Here is a 23,773-nt window from a genome sequence, read left to right as displayed (position 1 = left end):
ACCTACCCGGTGGCGAGTGCCGCGTTTTTTGGTGCTCGGACTTGCCCTTATACCCTGTGTGCGTGACCGAATCCCCGACCAGATCAGCCGGTGCCAGCCAGGACCCAGCCAGGCCCGACGGCGTCGGTGAGACAGACGCCCCGCAGTTCCGCTATACCGCGGATCTCGCCGGCCGGATCGAGGAGACCTGGCAGGCCAACTGGACACGATTGGGGACGTTCAACGTGCCCAACCCGGTGGGGTCGCTCGCCCCGGCCGATGGATCGGCGGTGCCCAAGGACAAGATGTTCGTCCAGGACATGTTCCCGTATCCGTCGGGTGAGGGTCTGCACGTCGGGCACCCCCTGGGTTACATCGCCACCGATGTCTATGCCCGCTACTTCCGGATGACCGGCCGCAATGTGCTGCATGCGCTGGGCTTCGACGCGTTCGGGTTGCCCGCCGAGCAGTACGCGGTGCAGACGGGCACCCATCCGCGCACGCGGACCGAGGCCAATATCGTCAACTTCCGTCGTCAGCTCGGCAGGCTGGGACTCGGGCACGACGCCAGACGCAGCTTCTCTACCACCGATGTCGACTTCTACAAGTGGACGCAGTGGATCTTCCTGCAGATCTTCAACGCCTGGTTCGATCCGAAGCTCAATCGGGCCCGCCGGATCGACGAGCTGATCGCGGAATTCGATTCCGGTGCAAGAGCTCTCGATGATGGCCGGGACTGGACGGCGCTCAGCGCCGGCGAGCGAGCCGATGTCATCGACGGTTACCGCCTGGTGTACCAGTCGGATTCGATGGTCAACTGGTGCCCCGGACTGGGTACCGTGCTGGCCAACGAGGAAGTCACCTCCGATGGTCGCAGTGACCGCGGTAACTTCCCGGTCTTCCGGAAACGGTTGCGGCAGTGGATGATGCGGATCACCGCGTATTCCGACCGGTTGCTCGACGACCTCGAAGTGCTGGATTGGCCGGACAAGGTCAAGGCTATGCAGCGCAACTGGATCGGCAGATCCACCGGCGCTGAAGTGAAGTTCGGCACCGACGCAGGCGATATCGAGGTGTTCACCACCCGGCCCGACACCCTGTTCGGGGCGACCTATCTGGTGTTGGCGCCCGAGCATCCGTTGGTCGAGCAGCTCACCGCGGCGCAGTGGCCCTATGACGTCGACCCGCGCTGGACGTTCGGCGCGGCGACACCGGGTGAGGCCATTGCCACCTACCAGAAGTCGATCGCCACGAAATCCGATCTGGAGCGCCAGGAGAACAAGTCCAAGACGGGCGTGTTCACCGGCTCGTATGCCACGAATCCCGTTAACGGGGAACGTATTCCGGTGTTCATCGCCGACTACGTGCTGATCGGTTACGGCACCGGCGCCATCATGGCGGTGCCCAGCGGCGACCAGCGCGACTGGGACTTCGCTACCGAATTCGGTCTGCCGATCATCGAAGTGGTCAGCGGGGGCGACATCTCCCTGGCTGCGTACCACGGTGACGGCATCCTGGTGAACTCCGACTATCTCAACGGCTTCACCGTCGCCGACGCCAAGGAAGCCATCACCGCACGCCTGGTCGCCGACGGACACGGCCGGGCGCGCATCGAATACAAGTTGCGGGACTGGCTGTTCGCCCGCCAGCGGTACTGGGGCGAGCCGTTCCCGATCGTCTACGACGACGATAACCGCGCGCACGGGCTGCCCGATGCCCAGCTGCCGGTGGAACTGCCTGACGTGCCCGACTATTCGCCGGTGCTGTTCGATCCCGACGATGCCGATAGCGAGCCGTCGCCGCCGCTGGGCAAGGCGCACGACTGGGTCAACGTCGAGCTCGATCTGGGTGACGGTCTGCAGCACTATGCCCGCGATACCAATGTGATGCCGCAGTGGGCGGGCAGCTCGTGGTATGAGCTGCGCTACGCCGATCCGCACAACTCAGAAGAGTTCTGCGCCAAGGAGAATGAAGCGTATTGGATGGGGCCGCGGCCCGCCGAGCACGGACCGGACGATCCCGGCGGTGTCGACCTGTATGTCGGCGGTGTCGAGCATGCGGTGCTGCACCTGCTCTACTCACGGTTCTGGCACAAGGTGCTCTATGACCTTGGCCATGTCAGCTCCCGCGAGCCGTATCGGCGGTTGGTCAATCAGGGCTACATCCAGGCGTTCGCCTACACCGACCCGCGTGGGTCCTATGTGCCCGCCGCTGAGGTGGTCGAACGCGATAAGAAGTTCTACTGGACCGGCCCTCAGGGTGAAATAGAGGTCGCGCAGGAGTTCGGCAAGATCGGCAAGAGCCTGAAGAACTCGGTCTCACCCGATGAAATCTGCGATAGCTACGGCGCAGACACCCTGCGGGTGTACGAGATGTCGATGGGCCCCATCGAGGCGTCCCGGCCGTGGGCCACCAAGGACGTCGTCGGCGCGCACCGGTTCCTGCAGCGGGTCTGGCGTCTGGTCGTCGACGAGCAGACCGGCGGTGACCGGGTGGTCGAGCACGAGGCGCTCGACGACGCCACGCTCAAGGTGCTCAACCGCACGATCGCGGGGGTATCCGAGGACTACGCCAATCTGCGGGATAACACCGCCGCGGCAAAACTGATCGAATACACCAACCACCTCACGAAGACCGGGGTGAGCGCCAGGGCGGCGATCGAGCCGCTGGTGCTGATGCTGGCGCCGCTGGCCCCACACCTGGCCGAAGAGTTGTGGCAGCGGCTCGGCCACGACGCCTCCTTGGCCCACGGTCCATTCCCCATCGCCGACCCGGCCTACCTGGTGGAGGACAGCGTCGAATACCCGGTTCAGGTCAACGGCAAGGTCCGCGGCCGGATCACGGTGGCAGCTGACGCCACCGCGGAGGTAGTCGAGGCCGCGGCCCTGGCCGATGACAAGGTGCAGGCCTCCCTGGCCGGGAAGTCGCCCAAAAAGGTGATCGTGGTCCCGGGCAAACTCGTCAACCTGGTGGTCTAACGGCACCCACCTCGACCTTCGCGACGACGGGTACTGCTCAGCCAACACGTCGCCGAAGTTGAGTCGCGCGTTGGCGTTTCGGCGCAGTATGTCAAGGCAACCTCGCCGTTGAGCTAGTTTCCCGGGCAAGTATGCAGACATTCGTGTGTTTGCATATGCGCGCGCGTGATACTCGGAGGGAGGACCCGCACCGCTGCGGAAATCCCGTCTGAGTGAACGACAAGCGGATGCCGCGGGCCCGGTTTGGAGTCGTCATGAGTGACAATCGGATCGTCGTCTACAAGGGGCCTGGACAGGTCGCCGTCGAAACGCTGCCCTATCCCAAGCTCGAGGTCCCCAAAGAGGTCGCCGAGGCGATGGGGATGAGTCGTAAGGCGGACCACGGCGTCATCCTCAAGTGCGTGTCCACCAATATCTGCGGTTCGGACCAGCACATGGTGCGCGGCCGCACCACCGCGCCCGTCGGGCAGACGCTGGGTCACGAGATTACCGGTGAAATCGTCGAAAAGGGTTCGGACGTACAGTTCCTCGAGGTTGGCGACATCTGCACGGTGCCGTTCAATATCGCCTGCGGACGCTGTCGCAATTGCCGCGAAGGGCAGACGGGCATCTGCCTGAACGTCAACCCGGCTCGCGCCGGCTCGGCCTACGGATATGTCGATATGGGCGGCTGGCTCGGTGGTCAGGCCGATTACGTGATGGTGCCGTTCGCCGATTTCAATCTGCTCAAATTCCCCGACCGCGACGCGGCGCTGGCCAAGATTCGCGACCTGACGATGCTGTCGGACATCTTCCCCACCGGATACCACGGCGCCAAAACTGCCGGGGTCACCACGGGTTCGACGGTGTACGTCGCCGGCGCCGGCCCGGTCGGTCTGGCCGCGGCATACTCGGCGCAGTTACTGGGTGCCGCGGTGGTGATCGTCGGTGACCTCAACGCCGAGCGGCTCAAGCAGGCCGAGTCCTTCGGCTGCGAGACCGTCGACATCGGTGCCGATGCCTCGCTGGAAGATCAGATCGGCGACATCCTCAACACCAACGAAGTCGATTGTGCGGTCGATGCGGTCGGGTTCGAGGCCAGCGGGCATGGGCACGGTGCGGGGGAGCAGCCCGCCGCGGTCCTCAACTCGATCATGGCCATCACCCGCGCCGGCGGCGCGCTGGGCATCCCCGGTCTCTATGTCACCGGTGATCCGGGGGCGTCGGATGACGACGCCAAGCAGGGCACGCTGAAGGTCCGCCTAGGGCTGGGCTGGGCCAAGAGCCACAGCTTCGCCACCGGCCAGTGCCCGGTGCTGAAGTACAACCGCGGACTGATGATGAGCATCTTGCACGATAAGGCCCACATCGCCGACGCGGTGAACGCGACGGTGATTCCGCTCGAGGAGGCCCCAAATGGCTACGCGGCGTTCGATTCCGGTGTCGCGCAGAAGTTCGTGCTCGATCCGCACGGGATGGTGCCGTCCGCCTAGGAGGCGCGACCGGTCAAGCGTTGGCTAGGCAGCTGGGGGTACGGCGATGGCGGCCAACGGCCGCCCATGGATAGCCCTCGAATTTTAGTGGGCGCCGGCATGCATTATTTCGGGAGTTTGCGGGTACTCCCGGAATTGTCGGTCGACCGCCATCGCCGTTTCACTCCGGGTTGCAGGGTGGGTGGAAACGTGCTGCGACCATCTTGACAGGTGTTAGCTCGGGGAGCTCGGCTACCGACAGGTCTGAAGGTTTGACTCCCCCTGCGAAGTGCGCTGATGCCGCCCAGACAGATTCGTTGGTCACGATTAGACCCGGTAAATCACGTTTGCCCACCAATAGCAGCGACTAGTGGCAGTATGTTCGTATCTGGCCCAGATCACGCTGGATTTGGGTAGTCGGTGTTATCTATCTAGCGCAGGCGCCTCTTCGCAACGATGAAGGGCACAACTTTCATGCTGGACTCAGATTTCCCAGACCAATTGAGACCTCCGGGAGCGCGTAGTCACGTGAACCCGGGCCCTGACCTGCGGCAAACACTGCAGCTGGTGATGTCGCGGGTTCGACCAGAGGATCTTTCAGCGGTCGAGCTGTCGGGTCTGCTCGCCATCCTGGTACCGGTCCATTCCCGCGTCATTGGTGGTCCACCCGGGCGGCCAGCTTGGAGTGACCTCGACGTGGGCAGAAATGACGCGTCGGCGAACTTCGGCTAGTAGCGAGTCAATCGACACATTGCGCAAGTCACCGGTCAGCGTCGTGAGTTCCACCACGCCCAGTTCGTCGCTGCACAGATAGCCCGCTGCTACCAGACCCTCAACCGGTGAGCGGCCATACGCACGTGCGAGGGCGACCACCGCTTCAGCCCGCGGCTTGTTGGTTCCGCGTTGCCAGCGGGAGATGCTGGACTGATCGATACCGGTCGCCGCTGCGATGTCTTTCTGTGTTGCATCGCCCGTCACGGAGACGACGTACTGCCACCAGGACACCTGTTGAGCGATGCCGTGTTCTGGCGGCGTCACCGCAGAACGGTCCGCTGGTCCTGACATCTCATCCCGATTCCCGCTTGGGAGGGTCTGACAGTAGGTAATCATGGCCCTTTTAGCTCTTGAACCTGCAAAGGCTAGCCGACCCCCACTAAATGCACGCCCGCATGTGTGCGGGGTCACAGTCTTGTCCGCCGGACACGCGCGGCAGGATAACCAATTACCTTGGCCGGATTACGATTTCGTGCACGTGAGCGTCGGCTGGGGTGGCTACCGCATTCGCGACCACCTGGGCGACGGTCTCCGGGGTCAGGAACCGCTCCGCCAGGTATTCGCCGCCCTCGTAGGCGACCAGGTCCCTCTGCATGTCGGTATCGATCCGGCCGGGGTGGATCGAGGTGACCCGAAGCGAGGGCTCATCGGCACGCAACGAATCGGCGAACGCCCGCAGCGCGAACTTGCTGGCCGAGTACGACGCCAGGCCGGGTGAAGCGGTCCGCCCAGCGCCGGAGTTGATGAAGACGACCTGCCCGGCTGCCGCGCGGAGTGCAGGCAGCAGTTCCAGCGTGAGGGCGACCGCGCCGACGACGTTCACCTCCATCGTGTGCCGCCACTGCTCGGCGGTCGATTCGGCAACCCGGCCCGGATACGCGACCCCGGCGTTGTGCACGAGCACATCCAACTCGGCCAGCACCTCGGAGCTGGTCTCGATGCTGGTGGCGTCGGCCAGATCCAACGGCCAGGTGGTTGCCCCGAGATTCGCTGCGACGGCGTCGAGACGTTCGGATGGACGCCCGGCGAGCAGCAGCGTATGGGTGGGTGCCAGCGCGCTGGCGATGGCGGCGCCCAGTCCGCCTCCGGCACCGGTAATCAGAGCGGTCGGCATGCCGGCCACCCTAGTCCGCCCCCTGACTGTGAACCTTGTCGCGCGGGTCGTGGTCAGTGGGCCCAGAATGTAACCGTGGCTCCCGATCCGAGTTTCGCCCCGTCGCAACTCGCTGCGCGCGCCGCCTATCTGCTGCGAGGTAACGACCTCGGCGTGATGACCACGGCGGCTCCCCTGCTGTATCCGCATATGTGGAGTTGGGACGCCGCGTTCGTCTCGATCGGGCTGGCGCCGCTGTCGGTGGAACGGGCGGTCGTCGAACTCGACACGCTGCTATCGGCTCAGTGGACCAACGGCATGATTCCGCACATCGTCTTCGCCAGCGGTGTCGACGGATACTTCCCCGGACCCGCGCGCTGGGCGACGTCGGCCCTGGCGGCGCACGCCCCGCGCAACCGGCACACCTCCGGCATCACTCAACCGCCGGTGCACGCGATCGCCGTCCAGCGCATCCTCGACCAGGCGAAGGGGCGCGGACGTTCGACGCGCGCCGTCGCCGAAGCCTTCCTGGACCGCCGCTGGGATGACCTGGTCCGCTGGCATCGCTGGTTGGCCGAGTGCCGGGATCAAAACGAACACGGCCGGATCACGCTCTATCACGGGTGGGAATCGGGAATGGACAACTCACCACGCTGGGACGCCGCCTACGCCGCGGTGGTGCCGGGCGTGGTCCCGGAGTATCAGCGCGAAGACAACAAGATCAATACCGACGCCACCCAGCGGCCATCCGATACCGAGTACGACCGCTATCTGTGGCTGCTGGAAGAGATGAAGGCCGTCCGCTACGACGACCAACTTCTGCCCAAGGCAATGAGTTTCGCCGTGGAAGATGTGTTTGTCTCGGCGATCTTCTCGGTGGCATGTACTGTGCTCGCCGAGATCGGCGAGGACTACAAGCGTCCGCTGGCTGACGTCCGCGAGCTCTACGGGTGGGCCGACCGCTTCCGCACCGGAGTGTTGGAAACCGTTGACGAAAGAACAGGCGCTGCAAGAGATTTCGATGTTCGGGCGGATAAGTGGATTGCCACCGAGACGGCCGCGCAGTTCTCACCGTTGCTATGTGGGGGCCTCTCGCACGAGAAGGAGCGAACGCTGCTGCGCCTTCTGGAAGGCCCTCGGTTCTGCGGTCACCCGGATTTGAAATACGCCCTCATCCCGTCGACGTCGCCGGTATCACGCGACTTCAGACCGCGCGAATACTGGCGCGGCCCGATTTGGCCGGTGATGACGTGGTTGTTCTCCTGGGCGTTCGCGCGGCGGGGGTGGGCCGAGCGCTCACTGAACTTGCGGCGCGAGGGTTTACGTCAGGCCAGCGACGGCACCTTCGCCGAATACTACGAACCGTTCACCGGTGAGCCACTGGGCAGCATGCAGCAGTCGTGGACGGCGGCTGCGGTGCTGGATTGGTTGGGCTAGCAGCCGCGATCTTTCACCGTGGGTTCTTGGCCTGCGGCGAGCTTTTCCAGCGGAGCCAGCGCCGCCTGCAGTAGCTCGAGATCGGCCGGGCTGAGTTCACGCAGCATCCCCGCCAGTGACGCCCGCCGGTTCGCCAGTGACTCGGCGTGCACGGCATGACCCTTGGGGGTGATGTCGACGAGGACGGCCCGTAGATCCGATGGGTCGCGCGAGCGTTTGACCAGACCGAGCTTCTCCAGACGACGGATCGCTACGGTGGTTGTCGGTGTCCGGACACGTTCGTGCGCTGCCAGTTCCGTCATCCGGATGGGTCCCCGATCCAGCAACGTGATGAGAATCGACAGCTGCGCCAACGTCAGGTCACCCGTGGGAACCCTGCCGGCGGTGCTGGTATCACCCCGCCGTAGGACGGAAAACAATTTGGACAGCGTTCTGTGCAGCCCCTCCGCAAGTTCCGTCACCTCGGTGACGGCGACTTCGCCCTCTGCCATAGTTCGTCAGTCTAACCTGTCTCCGGCTGACATTACTCAGGCTCGGACTTTTTTCCGATGCCAGGTCAGAGGCCTGTTACAACACCTGGGACAGAAACTTCTGCAGTCGGTCGGTCTCTGCCGCTTCGAAAATCTGTTCAGGAGGACCGACTTCGACGACTTTGCCGTGATCCATGAAGACCACGGCATCGGCTGCCGACCGCGCAAACCCCATCTCGTGGGTGACGACCACCAATGTCATTCCGTCGGCCCCGAGATCGGCGATCAGGGCGAGGATGCCTTTGACCAGTTCGGGATCCAGCGCTGAGGTCGCCTCGTCGAAGAACATCACCTGCGGTGACATCGCCAGCGCCCTGGCGATCGCAACCCGCTGCTGCTGTCCCCCCGATAGCGTGCCCGGCCGGACATCCGCCTTGTGCCGCAGGCCGACTCGTTCGAGGTGGTCCAGTGCGAGTTCGCGTGCGGCATCGGCAGATAACCCTTTGAGCTTGCGCGGCCCGAGCGTCACGTTGTCGAGCACAGTGCGGTGCGGGAAGAGGTTGAACTGCTGGAACACCATGCCGATTCGCTGCCGCAGCTGGTCGGGGTCATCACGCAGAACAGATTTGCCGTCGAGCAGAATATCGCCGCCGTCGGGTTCGTAGAGTCGGTTCAGGGTCCGCAACAGCGTCGATTTACCGGATCCCGACGGGCCGATGACGGCGGCACTGCTGCCGGCGGGCACATCGATATCGACCCCGCGCAGCACCTTGTTCGGTCCAAACGATAGGTGAAGGTCCTTGCCGGTCAACGAGACTGGCTCGACCCGCGATGAGGCAGCCATCAGATCATCTCCTGGTTGGCGGTCGGTGCCAGCGGATCCTCGGACTCGGTGGACGTTCGGCCGCGGCGCAGTCGGGTATCGATGTAGTTGACCAGATGCGTCAGCGGAATCGTCAGCGCAAGGTAGAACAGACCGGCGGCCACCAGCGGTGACAGATTGCCGGTCTGCGCGTTCAGGTCTCGACCCACTTGGAACAGTTCGCGCTGGCTGGCGATGAGCCCCAGGAAGTACACCAGCGACGAGGCCTTGAGCAGTGAGATGAACTGGTTCATCAGGGCGGGCAGCACGCGCCGGATACCTTGCGGGATCACGACCAGACGCATCGACGACGAATAGCTGAAACCCAGTGCGCGCGAGGCCTCAAGCTGCCCGGCCTCGACGCTCTGGATGCCGGAGCGCAGGATCTCCCCGATATAGGCCGCGGCCATCAGCCCCAGCGCCGCGATACCGAGCGGAAACGGGTTGTTCCCCGTCAGCCCCCCGACGATCGGCCCGATGCCGAGGCCGATCAGCAAGATGATGACGACTTCAGGTAACCCTCGGAAGATATCGGTGTAGATCCGGGCGGGCCAGCGCAGCCAGCGGGCCCCGGAGATGCCGGCGACCGCCAGCAGCAGACCCAGCACCAGGCCGATGATGCTGGCGCTGACGGTGAGGATCAGCGTGTTGGGCAGACCGGTTGTGAATAGGTCGGGGATCGCCTGCTTGTAGAGCCCCCAGTCGAGGAACGAATCCTTGAGTTGGCGCAGAACGGATTTCTGCGCCACCCCGGAGTTATCGGCCGCGGGCGTCTTCTCCGCGGCGATCACGGCGAAATCTGGAAGTTTTGGTACCGGTGCGGCTTTCGACCCGGGCTTCCAGCCTGGCGGCAGCGCCCGCGGTACCCAGTCGGAGTACAGCTTCGACCACGTCCCGTCGGCGATGACGGCGTCGAGCCCGGAGTTCAGCGCGTCGATGAGCGGCTTGTTCTCCTTGGCAACCGCCCACGCGACGAAATTGTCCAAACTGAAGGTGTTTTCGACGATCACGGCCGGGTCGCCGGCCTGCACTGTGCCGACCGCCTGCTGCGATGGGGCCACCCAGGCGTCGATCTGGCGGGTCTTGAGGCTGGCGTAAAGGGTGTTGTAGTCCGGGAATTTCACCGGGTCCAGGCGCAGGCTGTCGACGACGTAGGCCTCCTGAACCGTGCCCTGCACCACGCCGATGCGCTGCCCGGCGGCGAGTTTGTCGAAGCCGGTGATGGGGGAGCCGGGCGGCACGACCAACGAGAAGTAGCCGAAGTCATAGCCATTGGTGAAGCCGACGGTCTGCCTGCGTGCGTCGGTGGTGGTGATCGATGACGAACCGACGTCGAAGCGGCGCGACGCTACCTGGGCGAGCAGGCCCGAGAAATCGGTGCCGACGAAATTCACCTTCAGGCCCAGCTTGGCGGCGACGGCCCGCAGCAGCTCGTTGTCAAAACCGGTGAACTGGCCCTTGGAGTCGATGCAGATGCTCGGCGGCGCATCTGACAACGTCCCCACCGTCAGCGTGCCGGGGGTGCCGAGCCCGAGTGCGGCCGGGTTGACCGACGTCAACGGTTCGACCGTGGGCGTCGTGTACTTGTCCTCCGCAGGCCCCTTGGCGGCAGATGCCAGGTTGGTCGGCAGGGCGCTGGCGCTCTCGACACCGGGTGGCGCGCACTGATCCGCGGCCGCCGTCGGCGCCAAAACCAGACCGGACACCATCAGCGCGGTGGCGGCCACGACGAGAATCCGGCCGGGATGAAATTTCATTGTCAGAAATCTATCGGTCCTGATGGTGCGGTCAGGTCCGTTCGGCTCATCCAGAGTGCAAGTCGGTCAGTATCCCGCGCCGAGACAGCTCGGCGAGCATCAGTCGGCCGACCAGCTCACCCCGACGGATATTTGCCGACCGGGCGGCTGCCGGATCGTGGTCGCGGATGGCGTTGGTCTCTTCTTCGTAGAGCATGACCATCTCGTCAAGACGGTCGGTGCAGGCGAGCCAGAATCCCCGCGGCATGAAACTCTGCGAGCCGCGGATCAGCGCCAAAAGCCGTGGACCGGCGTAGGCGGCGTAAATGGTTTGGCGGTATTCCCAGGCTGACTCCTGGAAAGACGGCCCGTCCGCGCTCGCTTTTATCGCCATCAGCAGCGCGTCAAGTTTGTCGGTGATGAGGCAATGCGGATCTGCGGCTGCCCGCTCCGAGGCCATCGCGCTGAGTTGAGCGAAAATCTCGTGGTGCTCCAGGACGGTCGCCTCATCGAACCGTTCGATGAAGGCACCCCGGTGGTAGCGGGTCGAGACGATACCGTCGTGCTCGAGCTGAACCATTGCCTCCTGGATGGGCACGCGACTCAGGCCCAGTTTCTTGGCGATCTCATTGCGGTCAATGCGGTCCCCTGTGCGCATTTTCCCGGTCAGCACGAGATTCACAATGTGCGCGACAACAAGATCTTTCTCTTTGAGACCATATTTTTTAGGCATCGACGCAAACCCCCTACATCCCCGGATCAATTCCTGGGGCTGCAGGTCGATAATGCGCCCGCCGCCGCGATGTTCGGCGCAATTCCGCGCGTTCCTCAGGAGATTTTGTGTTTCGTCACCCAAAGAAACCAATTATCGTGCCCGTCAATAACATTCGAGCGTATCGGCGCGCATGTGAAAAAGCATTTGTACTAGCGTTTGTCGCGCCAGCGACACAATTCCTGCGCGGCCGTCAAATCGTAATCCGGACCGTTGCAGCCCACCGTCAGCAGGCTGACACCAAGTGCACTCAACTCCTCGGCATTTCGGATCAGGGTATCCAGGCCCTCACCCCGACTCACGCCGCTGTTGACCTCGACTCCTGCGGAGCGTTCGATGGTCGCGGGATCGCGGCCGACGGCTGCGCAGTGTGCGGCCAGCACCTCGGCCTTGCCGGGATAGCTTTCGGCAGTGGTGAATCCGTGCCAGATATCCCCGTACTCGGCGACCTGTCGCAGCGTCTTCTTCTCCCCCTGCCCGCCGATCAGGATCGGGATTTCGCGGGTCGGCGCCGGGTTCAGCTTCGCCAGCCGGGATTTGATCCGCGGTAGCGCGGCCGCCAGATCGTCGAGTCGGCTGCCGGCGGTGCCGAAGTCGTACCCGTATTCGTCGTAATCCTTGTCCTTCCAACCCGAGCCGATACCCAGGATCAGGCGGCCACCGGAAATGTGGTCCACGGTGCGGGCCATATCGGCCAGCAGCTCTGGATTGCGATACGAGTTGCAGGTGACCAGCGCGCCGATCTCGATGCGTGAGGTCTGCTCGGCCCAGGCGCCGAGCATCGTCCAACACTCGAAGTGCGCGCCGTCGGGATCGCCGTAGAGCGGGAAGAAGTGGTCCCAGTTGAAGGCCACGTCGACGCCGATGTCTTCACAGCGCCGCAGCGCGTCGCGGATGTCGTTGTAGTCGGGTGCGTGCTGGGGCTGAAGTTGGACGCCAATACGGAGCGGGCGCGCATCGGGAGAAGTCATGCCCCCACGTTAGGCGTTGAGCAGCCCGCGCAGAATATCGACCAAGGCCTTGGGCTGATCGCCCTGCACGGAGTGCCCGGAATCGGCGACGACGTGGGTGCGCTGGAATCCCGGCGCCCCCTTCGCGAACGATGCGGCGTCGTCGTCGTTGACGAAATACGAGTTCGCTCCGCGGACCAACGTGGTGGGCATCGTGATGGAAGGGACGTCATCCCACAGTCCCTCGAACCCGTCACCCTTGCGGAACGAGTCGTAGCGCCACGTCCAGGTGCCGTCGTCGAGTTGTTTCGAATTGTGAAAAACACCGCGGCGCAATGATTCTCGGCTGCGATGCGGTGATGCGGCGACCGTCACGTCGAGCATGGCCGCAAACGACGGGAACGTCCGGTCACCCTGCACCAGCGCGACCGCGCCGAGCTGGGCCTTGGTCATCTGTTCGTGCCGCTCCGGCGCCGACGGTGTGACGTCGACGAGCACGAGCTCAGGCACGAGCGTGGGTTCGGTCGCGGCGATCCGCAATGCGGTCAACCCGCCCAGCGACATCCCGACCACCAGGCGCGGTGCGGGCGCCCATTGCCTAAGCAGTGGCCGCAAGGTCTCAGCGTTGAGTTTGGGTCCGTAGTCGCCGTCTTCGCGCCATGCCGAACGACCGTGGCCGGGCAGGTCGATCGCCAGAGCGGGTTCACCGAGACCGAGCAGGACGGTGTCCCAGGTGTGGGCGTTCTGGCCGCCGCCGTGCAGCAAGACGATGCGGGGCGGCTCTTGCCCGTTGTCGGGGGTGCCCCACTTCAATGCGCTGATCGGACCGGACTCGATCCGGGCGACTGGCGGAAGCGGGCCCGTCGCACCGATCTGTTGGGCGTTCTCGGGCAGCAAGGCGAACTCGTCGAGGCCCAGCAGTTCGTCGTCGGAGATCACGAATCGGACCCTACAGAACGTGATTTGGGCGCGCTCAACCGCGCTCACCCTCTTTGCCAGGCTGGTTGTGAGTCAGTTGCAGCCAGTGTGAAGAGGTTGGGTTATGTCGATCAGTCCGGGGTTCACCCCCACCGAGATTCGTGAGCTTGTCGTGGACTACCAGCTGTTGGGTCGTGGGCAGAAGGGGCCGTTCCTTGCTGCTGTGGGGGTGTCGAACCGCCAGTTCCGGCGGTGGCAGTCGGCGTTGTTCGACGGTGACCTCGACCGGGGACTGATTCCGCGAGAAGGTGGAGCCATGACAGTTCCCCCAGCGAAACGCAGGGCGTTGGCCAAGGCGGAGGCGGACAAGCACGATCGCGACGAGATCGAACTGGTCCGGCTGCAGGCACGGGTGCGCGAGCTCGAGGTGACCAACGAGGCGTTGGGAAAAGCTATCGGGCTCTTGCACGAGATGAACGTGCACGAGCCCGACGTGACCCCGACGATCCACGATCTCGGTGCTTCCTCGACGCCGAGAACGGACTCGTCGCCGAGCTGACCGCGGCGATCGGATCGCAGCGCCGGGCGCTGGCGATGATCGATCTGTCACGTTCGACGTGGCATTACCGATCGCATCCGCGCACCCCGGTGCCCGACCCGTTGCCGCACCGGGACCGGGCCTACCCGTCGCGTATCGGTGAGGCCGACCGCACCGCGATCCGCGACGAGATCATCGCCGGCTGGCTCGCGGGCACCTCGGTGGACCAGGCGTTCGCCTCGACCTGGGATGCCGGCACGATGCTGGCCTCGCGGCGGTCGTGGTGGCGCATCGCCGCAGCCATCACCGATCAAAGTGTGCGGCCGATCGCACCGACCCGGGCGACGAACCAGACGCCGCGGGTCGCGCCGGTGCTCAAAGCAACGGGACCGCAACAGATCTGGAGTTGGGACATCACCGATCTACGCACCCCGTGGCGCGGGGTGGCGTTCAAGGCGTACTCGGTCATCGACATCTACTCCCGCAAGATCGTGGGCTGGCGGGTCGAGGAACGCGAGTGCGACGACCTCGCCGTGGACATGTTCGAGACCGCGTTCACCGACCACGGACTGCCCACGGTGGTGCACGCCGATTCCGGACCCGCGATGCGCTCGACACTCCTCAAGGACCTGCTGGCCGATCAGGGCGTCGGCCAGACGCACAACCGGCCGCGGGTCAGCAATGACAATCCGTTCTCCGAATCGGAATTCCGCACGATGAAATACCGGCCCAACTACCCGGGCGTCTTCGACGACCTCGAAACCGCCCGGCAGTGGGTGGACGCCTATGTGTCCTGGTACAACCAGCATCACCGCCACACTGGCATCGCACTGTTCACTCCCGACGAGGTCCACAACGGCACCTGGACGCGGCACTGGAATTGCCGCGACCACGCCCTACAGGCCTACTACGACGCCCACCCAGAACGATTCCGCAACCGCCCATCCACAACACAGCCCAGCCCCATCGTCGGCATCAACCTCCCCGCCGAAAACAATCCCGACCGACTCCACGCAGCTTGACAACGCCCGTCACCGCGGTTGAGCGCGCCCGAATCGCAGAGGTTTAGCCCTCGTCGTGAATGAAGGACTCCAGCTGTGTGCGGGCGATATCGTCCGGCAGCTGCTTGGGCGGGCTCTTCATCAAGTAGGCCGAAGCAGCGACGACGGGACCGCCGATGCCGCGATCGAGCGCGATCTTCGCCGCCCGCACCGCGTCGATGATGACGCCGGCCGAGTTGGGGGAGTCCCACACCTCGAGCTTGTATTCCAGGTTCAGGGGCACATCACCGAAGGCGCGGCCTTCCAGGCGGACGTAGGCCCACTTGCGGTCATCGAGCCAGCCGACGTGATCGGACGGGCCGATGTGCACATCCTTGGTGTTGAACTCGCGTTGCAGGTTAGACGTCACGGCCTGGGTCTTGGAGATCTTCTTCGACTCCAGGCGCGAACGCTCCAGCATGTTGAGGAAGTCCATGTTGCCGCCGACGTTGAGCTGCATGGTGCGGTCGAGCTGCACGCCGCGATCCTCGAACAGCTTCGCCATCACGCGGTGGGTGATGGTGGCACCGACCTGGCTCTTGATGTCGTCGCCGACGATCGGCACCCCGGCGTCTTCGAACTTCTTGGCCCAGACCGGGTCAGACGCAATGAACACCGGCAGCGCGTTGACGAAGGCCACACCGGCGTCGATGGCGCACTGGGCGTAGAACTTGTCGGCCTCTTCGGAGCCCACCGGCAGGTAGGACACCATGACGTCGACCTTGGCGTCCTTGAGTGCCTTGACGACGTCGACAGATTCGGCGTCGGAGATCTCGATGGTCTCGGAGTAGTACTTACCGATGCCGTCGAGCGTCGGTCCGCGCTGCACGGTGACGTTGGCCGGCGGCACGTCGGCGATCTTGATGGTGTTGTTCTCCGAAGCGAAGATGGCCTCCGACAGATCGAAGCCGACCTTCTTGGCGTCCACGTCGAACGCGGCGACGAACTTGACGTCGCGGACGTGGTACTGCCCGAGCTTCACGTGCATCAGGCCGGGGACGGTGTTGTTCTCGTCCGCGTCCTTGTAATACTGCACGCCCTGAACCAGCGAGGACGCGCAGTTGCCGACACCGACAATGGCGACGCGGATGTCCCCGGACGCCCCATCCGCCGCAGTCGCGTTCTTCTCACTCATGGACGTTCTCCTTTGATCCGTAATTTCTGTCCGGCTTTGTTGATGACGTTCTGGCGGTGCTTCTGGCCCTGATCAGGTCTGGTCGGGGCTTCGTTGCGCCACGTGCTCGGCGGCGATCAGGTCGTTGAGCCACTTCACTTCGCGCTCGCTGGACTCCAAGCCGAGCTGATGCAGCTGACGGGTGTACCGGTCGAATGAACTGCTGGCCCGCGCGATGGCTTCGCGCAGCCCCTCGCGGCGTTCTTCGACCTGCCTGCGACGTCCCTCCAGGATTCGCATCCTTGCTTCTGCAGGTGTGCGGTTGAAGAAGGCCAGGTGCACACCGAATCCGTCGTCGGTGTAATTCTGTGGGCCGGTGTCCGCGACCAACTCGGTGAACCGCTGCTGGCCGGCGGCGGTCAGTTGGTACACGCGACGCGCGCGCCGCAGCTTGGTGGTGCCCTCCGGGGCGGCATCCTCGACGATCAGCCCGTCCGCCTGCATGCGCCGCAGGGCGGGATAAAGGGACCCGTAGGAGAAGGCCCGGAACGCGCCCAGCAGACCGGTGAGGCGTTTACGCAGTTCGTAGCCGTGCATCGGTGATTCGAGCAGTAGACCCAATACGGCGAGCTCCAACACGCGCAATCACCTCCTTCACGACACATTCCGCCGTTACGGCAGTCCGACACCTCGCAAAAGTGTATCGCGCCGATATATACGGCGCTACATCTGTGCCGTCGAACGCCCGGCACGGGGTTATCGGCGCAGGTCAGTTGACGGCAGAGTCGATGCGCTTGATGGTGCCGTCGCCGGCGAACGTGATGGATCCACTTCCGAAGTCGCTCGATACGCTGGCTCGTAAGGTCAGCGCGCCCGGTGTGGTGGGGTCACCCGAGGGGTCGATGGAGAAGTAGGTGCTGTCCGGCTTGATGTCTTTGAGTTGCAGACCAACCGTCTCAGGGGCACCGCGCAGAATGCCGACGGTGGTCTCGACGTTGAAGGCGCTCAGGTCGACGAGCACGTCCTCGTCGTCCTTGGCAGAGGACGAGGGATCGTCGAACCCGCCGCGGTAGGTATAGCTCAGCTTGCGTCGGTCGTCAGAAGGGTCGGCCCGGTAGAGCACGGCGTACTCGGGGTAGACCACCATCCCGTAACCCATGGTGTCGCCGAACCGTTGGCGCATCTGCTCGAGCAGACCGTTCAGCCCGCCCAGCGACTGCAGCTGCTTCGGCGGTGTTAGCACCTTCGCCGGAATACCGTCCGATTTGGCGCCCGGATCGGAGGTGAAGCTCAGCGGTGAGGACGTGTTGCCGTACAGCCCCCAGCCGATCCCCATGCCAAGGAGCACCAGAACGCCCGCGACGGCCAACCTGATCCCCAGGCCGCCCCGCGGCCCTGCGGCCACCGAGATCCTCGACGGTGCCTTCAGGTCGGGCAGCTGCACCGGCGCGTTGTCGTTCTGCAGATCGCTGACGAGCGACTGCAGGTCGCCGAGTGTGGCCGCGGTCGTCGCCGTCGCCACCCGTTGACGATGCTCCTCCATCGACAGCTGCCCGTCGGACAATGCACTGTCGAGCACCGTGCAGGTGTCATTACGGTCGCTGTCTTTAGCCCTGGTCGCCGCCGTCTGCCGAGTCGCCACGCGATGATGTTAGAAGCTCCTGCCGCAGATTGGTGGTCAAGGTGGGGATCGATTTCCGGGGGCGAGCGACGCAGGCCAGACGCACAAACCGCGCCGTGTCACTGGCCCGTCACGCCTCGGCGCTCAGGGGGCCGACGTACTCTTGTCTTCGTGCGATTGCAGCGACAGGTGGTGGACTACGCGCTTAAGCGCCGGTCCCTGCTGGCCGAGGTGTACTCCGGACGCACCGGTGTCACCGAGGTTTGCGACGCCAATCCCTACCTGTTGCGCGCCGCAAAGTTTCACGGGAAGACCAGTTCGGTGATGTGCCCGATCTGCCGCAAGGAACAGCTCACCTTGGTGTCATGGGTCTTTGGCGAGCACCTCGGTGCGGTCTCCGGCTCCGCCCGCTCCGCCGAGGAGCTGGTGTTGCTGACAACCCGTTTCGACGAATTCGCTGTACATGTGGTGGAGGTATGCCGGACCTGCAGTTGGAACCATCTGGTCAAGTCGTACGTGCTCGGAACGCCGCGCCCCAAGAAGGGGGCGCCGCGCACCAAGGGCACCCAGTCGGCGCGCGGTGGCGCGCGCACGGCCAGTGAATAGCGACGGGCGTCACGACCGGCCTGCCTCTGATATCCCGCGGGGATCAGCGGGGGAGACCGGATCGCCCAGACACGCCATCCCCGACGGTGCCACCAGCCGCATGCCCCGCGCCGGGGATTCCGGCACCGACCGGCCGGGCCCGGCTCGGCCGTCGCCGCGCGCGGCGGTGCCCCCGGATGCCAGACCGACCGCCGTCATCCCGTTGGTGCGCGATGAGGTGGATCCGCGGTTGCGCGATCCCATCGATGCGGTCAAGGCGGCCATGGATGGCACGCCGCCGCCGATCCCGCCCAACCGCGACCTGCCGCGTGGCGGCGGCGGCGGAGGTGACGGGCACCGGCCGAACCCGCTGCAGAACATCAACTGGAAATGGGTGCGACGTGCGCTGGCCGTCTGTGCCGTCGTGCTGGTGGTATTGCCGCTCATCACGTTCGGGATGGCATATTCCATCGTCGATGTGCCCAAACCCGGCGATATCCGGACCAACCAGGTGTCGACGATTCTGGCCAGCGACGGGTCGGAGATAGCGAAGATCGTTCCGCCGGAAGGCAACCGGGTCGACGTCACCATCGATCAGATTCCGGTGCATGTGCGCGACGCGGTGATGGCCGCCGAGGATCGGGATTTCTATACCAATCCGGGGTTCTCGTTCACCGCGTTCTTGCGGGCGTTCAAGAACAACATCTTCGGCGGTGATCTCCAAGGCGGCTCGACGATCACCCAGCAGTACGTCAAGAACGCACTCGTCGGTGATCAGCGGACCGGTCTCGGCGGCGTGGTGCGTAAGGCCAAAGAGCTTGTCATCTCGACGAAGATGTCGCGTGAATGGTCCAAAGACCAAGTGCTGCAGTCCTATCTCAACATCATCTATTTCGGCCGAGGTGCCTACGGAATTGCCGCGGCGGCCAAGGCGTACTTCGACAAACCGGTCGAACAGTTGACGGTCGCCGACGGCGCGCTGCTCGCCGCACTGATTCAACGACCCTCCACGCTGGACCCCGCGGTCGATCCCGAAGGGGCTGCCGAGCGCTGGAACTGGGTGCTCGACGGGATGGTCGATATGGGTGCTCTGTCGAAGACAGATCGCGCCGCGCAGGTGTTCCCGCCGACGGTTTCGCCGGATGCGGCAGCGAACGCCAACCAGACAACAGGCCCGAACGGGCTGATCGAACGCCAGGTCACCAAGGAACTGCTGGAGCTGTTCAATATCAGTGAGCAGCAGCTGAACACCGAGGGGCTGCAGGTCACCACGACCATCGACCCGAAGGCTCAGGCGGCCGCTGAGGAAGCGGTCACCGACACCCTCGAGGGCCAGGACCCGGATATGCGCTCGGCGGTGGTGTCCATCGATCCCAGAACCGGCGGGGTCAAGGCCTACTACGGCGGCTCGGATGCCAACGGTTTCGATTTCGCCCAGGCTGGGCTGCCGACCGGCTCGTCGTTCAAGGTGTTCGCACTCGTCGCCGCACTGCAGCAGGGGATGGGGTTGGGCTACCAGGTCGACAGTTCCCCGTTGACGGTCAACGGCATCAAGATCACCAACGTCGAGGGCGAGGGTTGCGGCACCTGCAATATCGCCGAGGCGTTGAAGCAGTCGCTGAACACCAGCTTCTACCGGTTGATGCTGAAGCTGAAGAACGGCCCGCAGGATGTGGCCGACGCGGCGCACGCAGCCGGTGTCGCTGACAGCTTCCCCGGGGTCGACCACACGTTGTCCGAGGACGGTAAGGGCGGTCCGCCGAACAACGGGATTGTGTTGGGTCAGTACCAGACCCGGGTGCTCGATATGGCCTCGGCGTATGCGACATTGGCGGCGTCGGGCGTCTATCACGCACCGCATTTCATCGAGAAGGTGGTTAACGCGCAGGGGCAGGTGCTCTTCGACGCCGCCACCCAGGACAACAGCGGCGAACAGCGCATCGACAAGGCTGTCGCCGATAACGTCACCGCCGCGATGCAGCCGATCGCCGGTTACTCCAGGGGCCACAACCTGGCCGGGGGACGGGCATCTGCGGCCAAGACCGGAACCAATCAGCTCGGTGACACCGATTCCAATCGTGACGCCTGGATGGTGGGCTACACCCCGTCGCTGTCCACGGCGGTTTGGGTGGGCACCACTGAGGGCACAAAGCCACTGGTGACCAGTTCCGGATCGTCGGTATACGGCTCCGGCCTGCCGTCGGACATCTGGAAAGCGACGATGGACGGCGCCCTCGACGGCACCGATAACGAGAAGTTCCCCAAGCCGACCGAGATCGGCGGTTACGCAGGCGTTCCCGCCGCACCGCCACCGCCGCCGCCGCCGCCAGTGGATCCATTGGTGCCACCTCCTGGCACCGTGATCCAACCGAGTGTCGAAATCGCGCCGGGCATCACGATTCCGCTCGGGCCGCCGACGACGGTGACGGCAGAACCGCCACCGCCACCGCCCGGTGACCCAGGTGCCCTCGTACCGCCTCCGCCACCGTGAGCGCCGGTGACGCTGAGGATGGGGAGATTTCACAGACTCCCCCGAATGGGCAGGTTCAGCCCGTCACCGTCTCACCGCTACCGCTTGCTGCTGACCTGCGCACCGACGATGACCGGGATCTGCCCAGCCGCACCGATTCCCTCGGGTCGGCACTGGCCGACGTGGTCGGCGGTCCGGTCGGTCGCCACGCCCTGATCGGCAGGCAACGATTCTTCACACCGCTGCGGGTGATGTTCATGTTCGCTTTGGTGGTGATGGCCCTGGGCTGGACCACCAAGTCGGCGTGTCTGCAGACCGTCGGCACCGGAACCGGTGACCAGAAGGTGGCGAACTGGTCGAACCAGCGCGCCTACTACGAGCTGTGCTACTCCGATACGGTGCCGCTGTATGGCGCGGAGTTGTTGAGCCAGGGCAAGTTTCCCTATAAATCCAGCTGGCTGGAGATGAAGGACGGTAAGCCCGCACTGCAGTACGACGGTGCTCCGGCGGTGCGCTATATGGAGTATCCGGTGCTGACCGGGCTCTACCAGTACGTCTCGATGGCCTTGGCGAAAACCTATACGGCGCTGAGTAAAGCGATACCCCTGCCGGTGGTGGCCGAGGTGGTGGTGTTCTTCGATATCGCGGCCCTCGGGCTGGCGTTGGCGTGGTTGGCGACGGTATGGGCGACGTCCGCGTTGGCCGGCAGGCGTATCTGGGATGCCGCGCTGGTGGCTGCGTCCCCGATTCTGATCTTCCAGATCTTCACCAACTTCGACGCGCTGGCGGTGGCCTTCGCGGTGGGCGGAATGTTGGCGTGGGCCCGGCGAAAACCCGCGCTGGCTGGTGTCCTGATCGGGCTGGGGGTGGCCGCCAAACTCTTCCCGGTGCTGCTGCTGTTGCCGATCTTCCTGCTCGGGATTCGGACCGGGCGCCTGGCCGGTGCCGCGCGGGTCGCGCTGTGGGCTGTGGTGGCCTGGCTGGTGGTGAATCTGCCCATCATGGTTCTGTTCCCACGCGGGTGGTCGGAGTTCTTCCGGCTCAACACCCGACGCGGCGACGATATGGACTCGATCTACAACGTGGTCAAGAGCTTCACGGGCTGGGGTGGTTTCGATCAGAACCTCGGGTTGTGGGAACCGCCGACCATTCTCAACGCCGTCACCGCACTGTTGTTTGTCTTGTGTTGTGCGGCAATCGGTTACGTCGCGCTGACGGCGCCGCGACGACCGCGCCTGGCGCAGCTGGCCTTCCTGGTGGTGGCAGCCTTCCTGCTGACCAACAAGGTGTGGAGCCCGCAATTCTCATTGTGGCTGGTGCCGTTGGCGGTACTGGCGTTGCCGCACCGCCGAATTCTGTTGGCCTGGATGACGATCGACGCCCTGGTCTGGGTGCCACGAATGTTGTTCCTCTATGGCGAACAGAATCGCGGATTGTCCGAACAGTGGTTCACCACAACGGTTTTGCTGCGTGATATCGCGGTCGCAGCGTTGTGCGCACTGGTGGTACGCCAGATCTACCGCCCGGAACTGGACCTGGTCCGCTGGCGCGGGCGCCAAGACGACCCGGCCGGTGGTGACTACGACCGCGCTGCCGATGACCCGCCGAGTTGGCTACCGCAGCGGCTACGGCCCGCCGCCCTACGGCCCCCGCCAGTAGCGGCCCCGGCCGCGGAAGACCCCGAGCTGGCCACCGCCGGCGAGCCGGGAGCCGGGCAGTCGTAGCGCGGTGTTTCACGGCGGTGCAACCCGGGAACGCGAACGGCATGTCTGGTGGCGATGATCCCGAGCGGACCGCGCTCTATGGCGTATGTCTGCTGGCAGCTGCGTTTCTGTCGCTGTGGGTGGCGTCGTCGGTGTCGATCCTGTGGCTGTCGATCGCCATCGGGGTGTTGGCCGTGCTGGCGTCGGGAGTGGGGTTCGTGATGACCTTCCGGGACCTGTCTTAGCTGCGCGGATTTCGTTTTACCAGGCACTTTCCGGTAACCTAGCCCGGTTGCCGACGCAGGCGACCCTCCTGCCACGGACATTCCGTGGCCGCAGACGACCATAGGAGGTGAGGTGTTCCCATGCGTCCATACGAAATCATGGTCATCCTTGACCCGACCCTTGACGAGCGCACAGTAGCTCCGTCCCTGGAGACGTTCCTGAACGTCATCCGTAAAGACGGCGGCACAGTCGAAAAGGTCGACATCTGGGGCCGGCGCCGCCTGGCCTACGAGATCGCCAAGCACGCCGAAGGCATCTATGCCGTCGTCGATGTGAAGGCAGAGCCCGCCACGGTGTCCGAGCTCGACCGTCAGCTCAGCCTGAACGAGTCGGTGCTGCGCACCAAGGTGATGCGGACCGACAAGCACTAAGTCGCGAACGACTGTCGAGTGTCGTGCGGCCTGCGTAGGCTCGCCCGCAACACAGACTTATCCAGGAGGATCTCGTGGCTGGTGACACCACCATCACCGTTGTCGGAAACCTGACCGCCGACCCCGAACTGCGTTTCACGCCGTCCGGTGCCGCCGTGGCCAACTTCACGGTTGCCTCGACGCCCCGCATCTTTGATCGCCAGAGCAGCGAATGGAAGGACGGCGAAGCGCTGTTCCTCCGCTGCAACATCTGGCGTGAGGCTGCGGAGAACGTCGCGGAAAGCCTGACTCGCGGATCGCGGGTCATCGTGACCGGTCGGCTCAAGCAGCGTTCGTTCGAAACCCGCGAGGGTGAGAAGCGCACGGTGTTCGAGGTTGAGGTCGAGGAGATCGGCCCGTCGCTGAAGTACGCGACTGCCAAGGTCAACAAAGCCAACCGCAGTGGCGGGGGCGGCGGTGGCTTCGGTGGTGGCGGTGGTGGCGGCGGCGGTTCCCGTCCGGCCCAGGGTGGCGGCGGAAACGCTCCTGCAGAGGATCCGTGGGGCAGTGCCCCGGCATCGGGTTCTTTCGCCGGTAACGACGACGAACCTCCGTTCTGATTTGGCGCGCAGCCGCGCCTACTTACC

General features: G+C 64.5%; 22 protein-coding genes. 11 read left to right on the top strand and 11 right to left on the bottom strand.

Annotation, left to right across the window (positions count from 1 at the left end):
- The first annotated feature begins 62 nt into the window (after positions 1-62).
- Positions 63-2,957, top strand: a complete 2,895-nt coding sequence (leuS, locus tag ADBZ9O_RS02895) for a leucine--tRNA ligase (RefSeq protein ID WP_526528231.1) — start codon at positions 63-65, stop codon at positions 2,955-2,957.
- A 254-nt stretch (positions 2,958-3,211) separates the two neighbouring features.
- Positions 3,212-4,429: a formaldehyde dehydrogenase, glutathione-independent gene (gene fdhA, locus ADBZ9O_RS02890; protein ID WP_526528229.1), complete on the top strand. Its 1,218-nt coding sequence runs from the start codon at positions 3,212-3,214 to the stop codon at positions 4,427-4,429.
- A gap of 576 nt (positions 4,430-5,005) precedes the next feature.
- Here the strand turns inward: fdhA and ADBZ9O_RS02885 are convergent.
- Both ADBZ9O_RS02885 and ADBZ9O_RS02880 read right to left on the bottom strand, forming a co-directional pair.
- Positions 5,006-5,446, bottom strand: coding sequence for a helix-turn-helix domain-containing protein (locus tag ADBZ9O_RS02885; RefSeq protein ID WP_526528227.1), 441 nt, complete (start codon positions 5,444-5,446; stop codon positions 5,006-5,008).
- Positions 5,447-5,630: 184 nt separating this feature from the next.
- Complete coding sequence (locus ADBZ9O_RS02880; RefSeq protein ID WP_526528225.1) at positions 5,631-6,296, bottom strand: SDR family oxidoreductase; 666 nt, start codon at positions 6,294-6,296, stop codon at positions 5,631-5,633.
- Between the two features lie 75 nt (positions 6,297-6,371).
- Between ADBZ9O_RS02880 and ggh the strand changes: the two genes are divergently transcribed.
- Positions 6,372-7,712 (top strand): glucosylglycerate hydrolase, encoded by a 1,341-nt coding sequence (gene ggh / locus ADBZ9O_RS02875; protein ID WP_526528223.1) that lies wholly within the window; start codon positions 6,372-6,374, stop codon positions 7,710-7,712.
- On the opposite strand, the gene ADBZ9O_RS02870 is transcribed toward ggh, so the two are convergent.
- From ADBZ9O_RS02870 to ADBZ9O_RS02845, 6 genes are all read right to left on the bottom strand, one after another.
- Complete coding sequence (locus ADBZ9O_RS02870) at positions 7,709-8,203, bottom strand: MarR family winged helix-turn-helix transcriptional regulator (protein WP_526528221.1); 495 nt, start codon at positions 8,201-8,203, stop codon at positions 7,709-7,711. The two genes, ggh and ADBZ9O_RS02870, sit on opposite strands and share 4 nt — an antisense overlap.
- Before the next feature lie 76 nt (positions 8,204-8,279).
- Positions 8,280-9,026, bottom strand: coding sequence for an amino acid ABC transporter ATP-binding protein (locus ADBZ9O_RS02865; protein ID WP_526528219.1), 747 nt, complete (start codon positions 9,024-9,026; stop codon positions 8,280-8,282).
- Entirely contained in the window at positions 9,026-10,801 is a 1,776-nt protein-coding gene (locus ADBZ9O_RS02860; protein WP_526528217.1) for an ABC transporter substrate-binding protein/permease, read from the bottom strand. The genes ADBZ9O_RS02865 and ADBZ9O_RS02860 overlap by 1 nt, the downstream gene beginning before the upstream one ends.
- Positions 10,802-10,847: 46 nt before the next feature.
- The gene (locus tag ADBZ9O_RS02855; RefSeq protein WP_526533796.1) at positions 10,848-11,513 is read right to left on the bottom strand and encodes a GntR family transcriptional regulator; all 666 of its coding nucleotides are present in this window, start codon (positions 11,511-11,513) and stop codon (positions 10,848-10,850) included.
- Between the two features lie 191 nt (positions 11,514-11,704).
- Positions 11,705-12,523, bottom strand: coding sequence for an LLM class F420-dependent oxidoreductase (locus ADBZ9O_RS02850; RefSeq protein WP_526528215.1), 819 nt, complete (start codon positions 12,521-12,523; stop codon positions 11,705-11,707).
- Positions 12,524-12,532: 9 nt separating this feature from the next.
- Positions 12,533-13,441 carry an Rv0045c family esterase gene (locus tag ADBZ9O_RS02845; protein WP_526528213.1) on the bottom strand — a complete coding sequence of 303 codons (909 nt, stop codon included), beginning with the start codon at positions 13,439-13,441 and terminating at the stop codon, positions 12,533-12,535.
- 103 nt (positions 13,442-13,544) lie between these two features.
- Here ADBZ9O_RS02845 and ADBZ9O_RS02840 point away from each other — a divergent pair, with 103 nt between their 5' ends.
- Both ADBZ9O_RS02840 and ADBZ9O_RS02835 read left to right on the top strand, forming a co-directional pair.
- Positions 13,545-13,979, top strand: a complete 435-nt coding sequence (locus ADBZ9O_RS02840) for a hypothetical protein (protein ID WP_526528211.1) — start codon at positions 13,545-13,547, stop codon at positions 13,977-13,979.
- Positions 13,980-14,014: 35 nt separating this feature from the next.
- Positions 14,015-14,980 (top strand): DDE-type integrase/transposase/recombinase, encoded by a 966-nt coding sequence (locus tag ADBZ9O_RS02835; protein ID WP_526524875.1) that lies wholly within the window; start codon positions 14,015-14,017, stop codon positions 14,978-14,980.
- Positions 14,981-15,023: 43 nt separating this feature from the next.
- On the opposite strand, the gene ADBZ9O_RS02830 is transcribed toward ADBZ9O_RS02835, so the two are convergent.
- From ADBZ9O_RS02830 to ADBZ9O_RS02820, 3 genes are all read right to left on the bottom strand, one after another.
- On the bottom strand, positions 15,024-16,133 hold the full coding sequence (locus ADBZ9O_RS02830; RefSeq protein WP_526528209.1) for an inositol-3-phosphate synthase: 1,110 nt from the start codon (positions 16,131-16,133) through the stop codon (positions 15,024-15,026).
- Between the two features lie 72 nt (positions 16,134-16,205).
- The gene (locus ADBZ9O_RS02825) at positions 16,206-16,751 is read right to left on the bottom strand and encodes a PadR family transcriptional regulator (protein ID WP_526528207.1); all 546 of its coding nucleotides are present in this window, start codon (positions 16,749-16,751) and stop codon (positions 16,206-16,208) included.
- Positions 16,752-16,881: 130 nt separating this feature from the next.
- Positions 16,882-17,754, bottom strand: a complete 873-nt coding sequence (locus ADBZ9O_RS02820; protein WP_526528205.1) for a DUF1707 domain-containing protein — start codon at positions 17,752-17,754, stop codon at positions 16,882-16,884.
- Between the two features lie 150 nt (positions 17,755-17,904).
- On the opposite strand from ADBZ9O_RS02820, the gene ADBZ9O_RS02815 reads away from it, so the two are divergent.
- The 6 genes from ADBZ9O_RS02815 (at position 17,905) to ADBZ9O_RS02790 (ending at position 23,746) form a co-directional block, all read left to right on the top strand.
- Positions 17,905-18,339 (top strand): DUF5318 family protein, encoded by a 435-nt coding sequence (locus ADBZ9O_RS02815; RefSeq protein ID WP_526528203.1) that lies wholly within the window; start codon positions 17,905-17,907, stop codon positions 18,337-18,339.
- Positions 18,332-20,809 carry a transglycosylase domain-containing protein gene (locus ADBZ9O_RS02810; RefSeq protein ID WP_526528201.1) on the top strand — a complete coding sequence of 826 codons (2,478 nt, stop codon included), beginning with the start codon at positions 18,332-18,334 and terminating at the stop codon, positions 20,807-20,809. The genes ADBZ9O_RS02815 and ADBZ9O_RS02810 overlap by 8 nt, the downstream gene beginning before the upstream one ends.
- Positions 20,810-20,835: 26 nt before the next feature.
- Entirely contained in the window at positions 20,836-22,512 is a 1,677-nt protein-coding gene (locus tag ADBZ9O_RS02805) for a glycosyltransferase family 87 protein (RefSeq protein WP_526533794.1), read from the top strand.
- Positions 22,513-22,553: 41 nt separating this feature from the next.
- Positions 22,554-22,736 (top strand): hypothetical protein, encoded by a 183-nt coding sequence (locus ADBZ9O_RS02800; protein ID WP_526528199.1) that lies wholly within the window; start codon positions 22,554-22,556, stop codon positions 22,734-22,736.
- A gap of 120 nt (positions 22,737-22,856) precedes the next feature.
- Complete coding sequence (rpsF, locus tag ADBZ9O_RS02795; protein ID WP_264065491.1) at positions 22,857-23,147, top strand: 30S ribosomal protein S6; 291 nt, start codon at positions 22,857-22,859, stop codon at positions 23,145-23,147.
- A gap of 74 nt (positions 23,148-23,221) precedes the next feature.
- Positions 23,222-23,746 carry a single-stranded DNA-binding protein gene (locus tag ADBZ9O_RS02790; protein ID WP_526528196.1) on the top strand — a complete coding sequence of 175 codons (525 nt, stop codon included), beginning with the start codon at positions 23,222-23,224 and terminating at the stop codon, positions 23,744-23,746.
- Positions 23,747-23,773: the final 27 nt, after the last annotated feature.

Origin of the sequence: Mycobacterium sp., from assembly GCF_965229105.1 — a bacterium.
Classification (GTDB): Bacteria; Actinomycetota; Actinomycetes; order Mycobacteriales; family Mycobacteriaceae; genus Mycobacterium.
The sequence above is the reverse complement of the archived record's forward strand: the minus strand, read 5'-3'. Positions and strand labels throughout refer to the sequence as shown.

What these genes read in the sequence shown, in the direction of transcription:
- fdhA (WP_526528229.1), top strand. Translation starts at nt 3,212, where the DNA reads ATGAGTGACAATCGGATCGTCGTCTACAAGGGGCCTGGACAGGTCGCC.
- ADBZ9O_RS02880 (WP_526528225.1), bottom strand. Translation starts at nt 6,296, where the DNA reads ATGCCGACCGCTCTGATTACCGGTGCCGGAGGCGGACTGGGCGCCGCC.
- ADBZ9O_RS02870 (WP_526528221.1), bottom strand. Translation starts at nt 8,203, where the DNA reads ATGGCAGAGGGCGAAGTCGCCGTCACCGAGGTGACGGAACTTGCGGAG.
- ADBZ9O_RS02865 (WP_526528219.1), bottom strand. Translation starts at nt 9,026, where the DNA reads ATGGCTGCCTCATCGCGGGTCGAGCCAGTCTCGTTGACCGGCAAGGAC.
- ADBZ9O_RS02860 (WP_526528217.1), bottom strand. Translation starts at nt 10,801, where the DNA reads ATGAAATTTCATCCCGGCCGGATTCTCGTCGTGGCCGCCACCGCGCTG.
- ADBZ9O_RS02855 (WP_526533796.1), bottom strand. Translation starts at nt 11,513, where the DNA reads ATGCCTAAAAAATATGGTCTCAAAGAGAAAGATCTTGTTGTCGCGCAC.
- ADBZ9O_RS02850 (WP_526528215.1), bottom strand. Translation starts at nt 12,523, where the DNA reads ATGACTTCTCCCGATGCGCGCCCGCTCCGTATTGGCGTCCAACTTCAG.
- ADBZ9O_RS02840 (WP_526528211.1), top strand. Translation starts at nt 13,545, where the DNA reads ATGTCGATCAGTCCGGGGTTCACCCCCACCGAGATTCGTGAGCTTGTC.
- ADBZ9O_RS02835 (WP_526524875.1), top strand. Translation starts at nt 14,015, where the DNA reads ATGATCGATCTGTCACGTTCGACGTGGCATTACCGATCGCATCCGCGC.
- ADBZ9O_RS02830 (WP_526528209.1), bottom strand. Translation starts at nt 16,133, where the DNA reads ATGAGTGAGAAGAACGCGACTGCGGCGGATGGGGCGTCCGGGGACATC.
- ADBZ9O_RS02800 (WP_526528199.1), top strand. Translation starts at nt 22,554, where the DNA reads ATGTCTGGTGGCGATGATCCCGAGCGGACCGCGCTCTATGGCGTATGT.
- rpsF (WP_264065491.1), top strand. Translation starts at nt 22,857, where the DNA reads ATGCGTCCATACGAAATCATGGTCATCCTTGACCCGACCCTTGACGAG.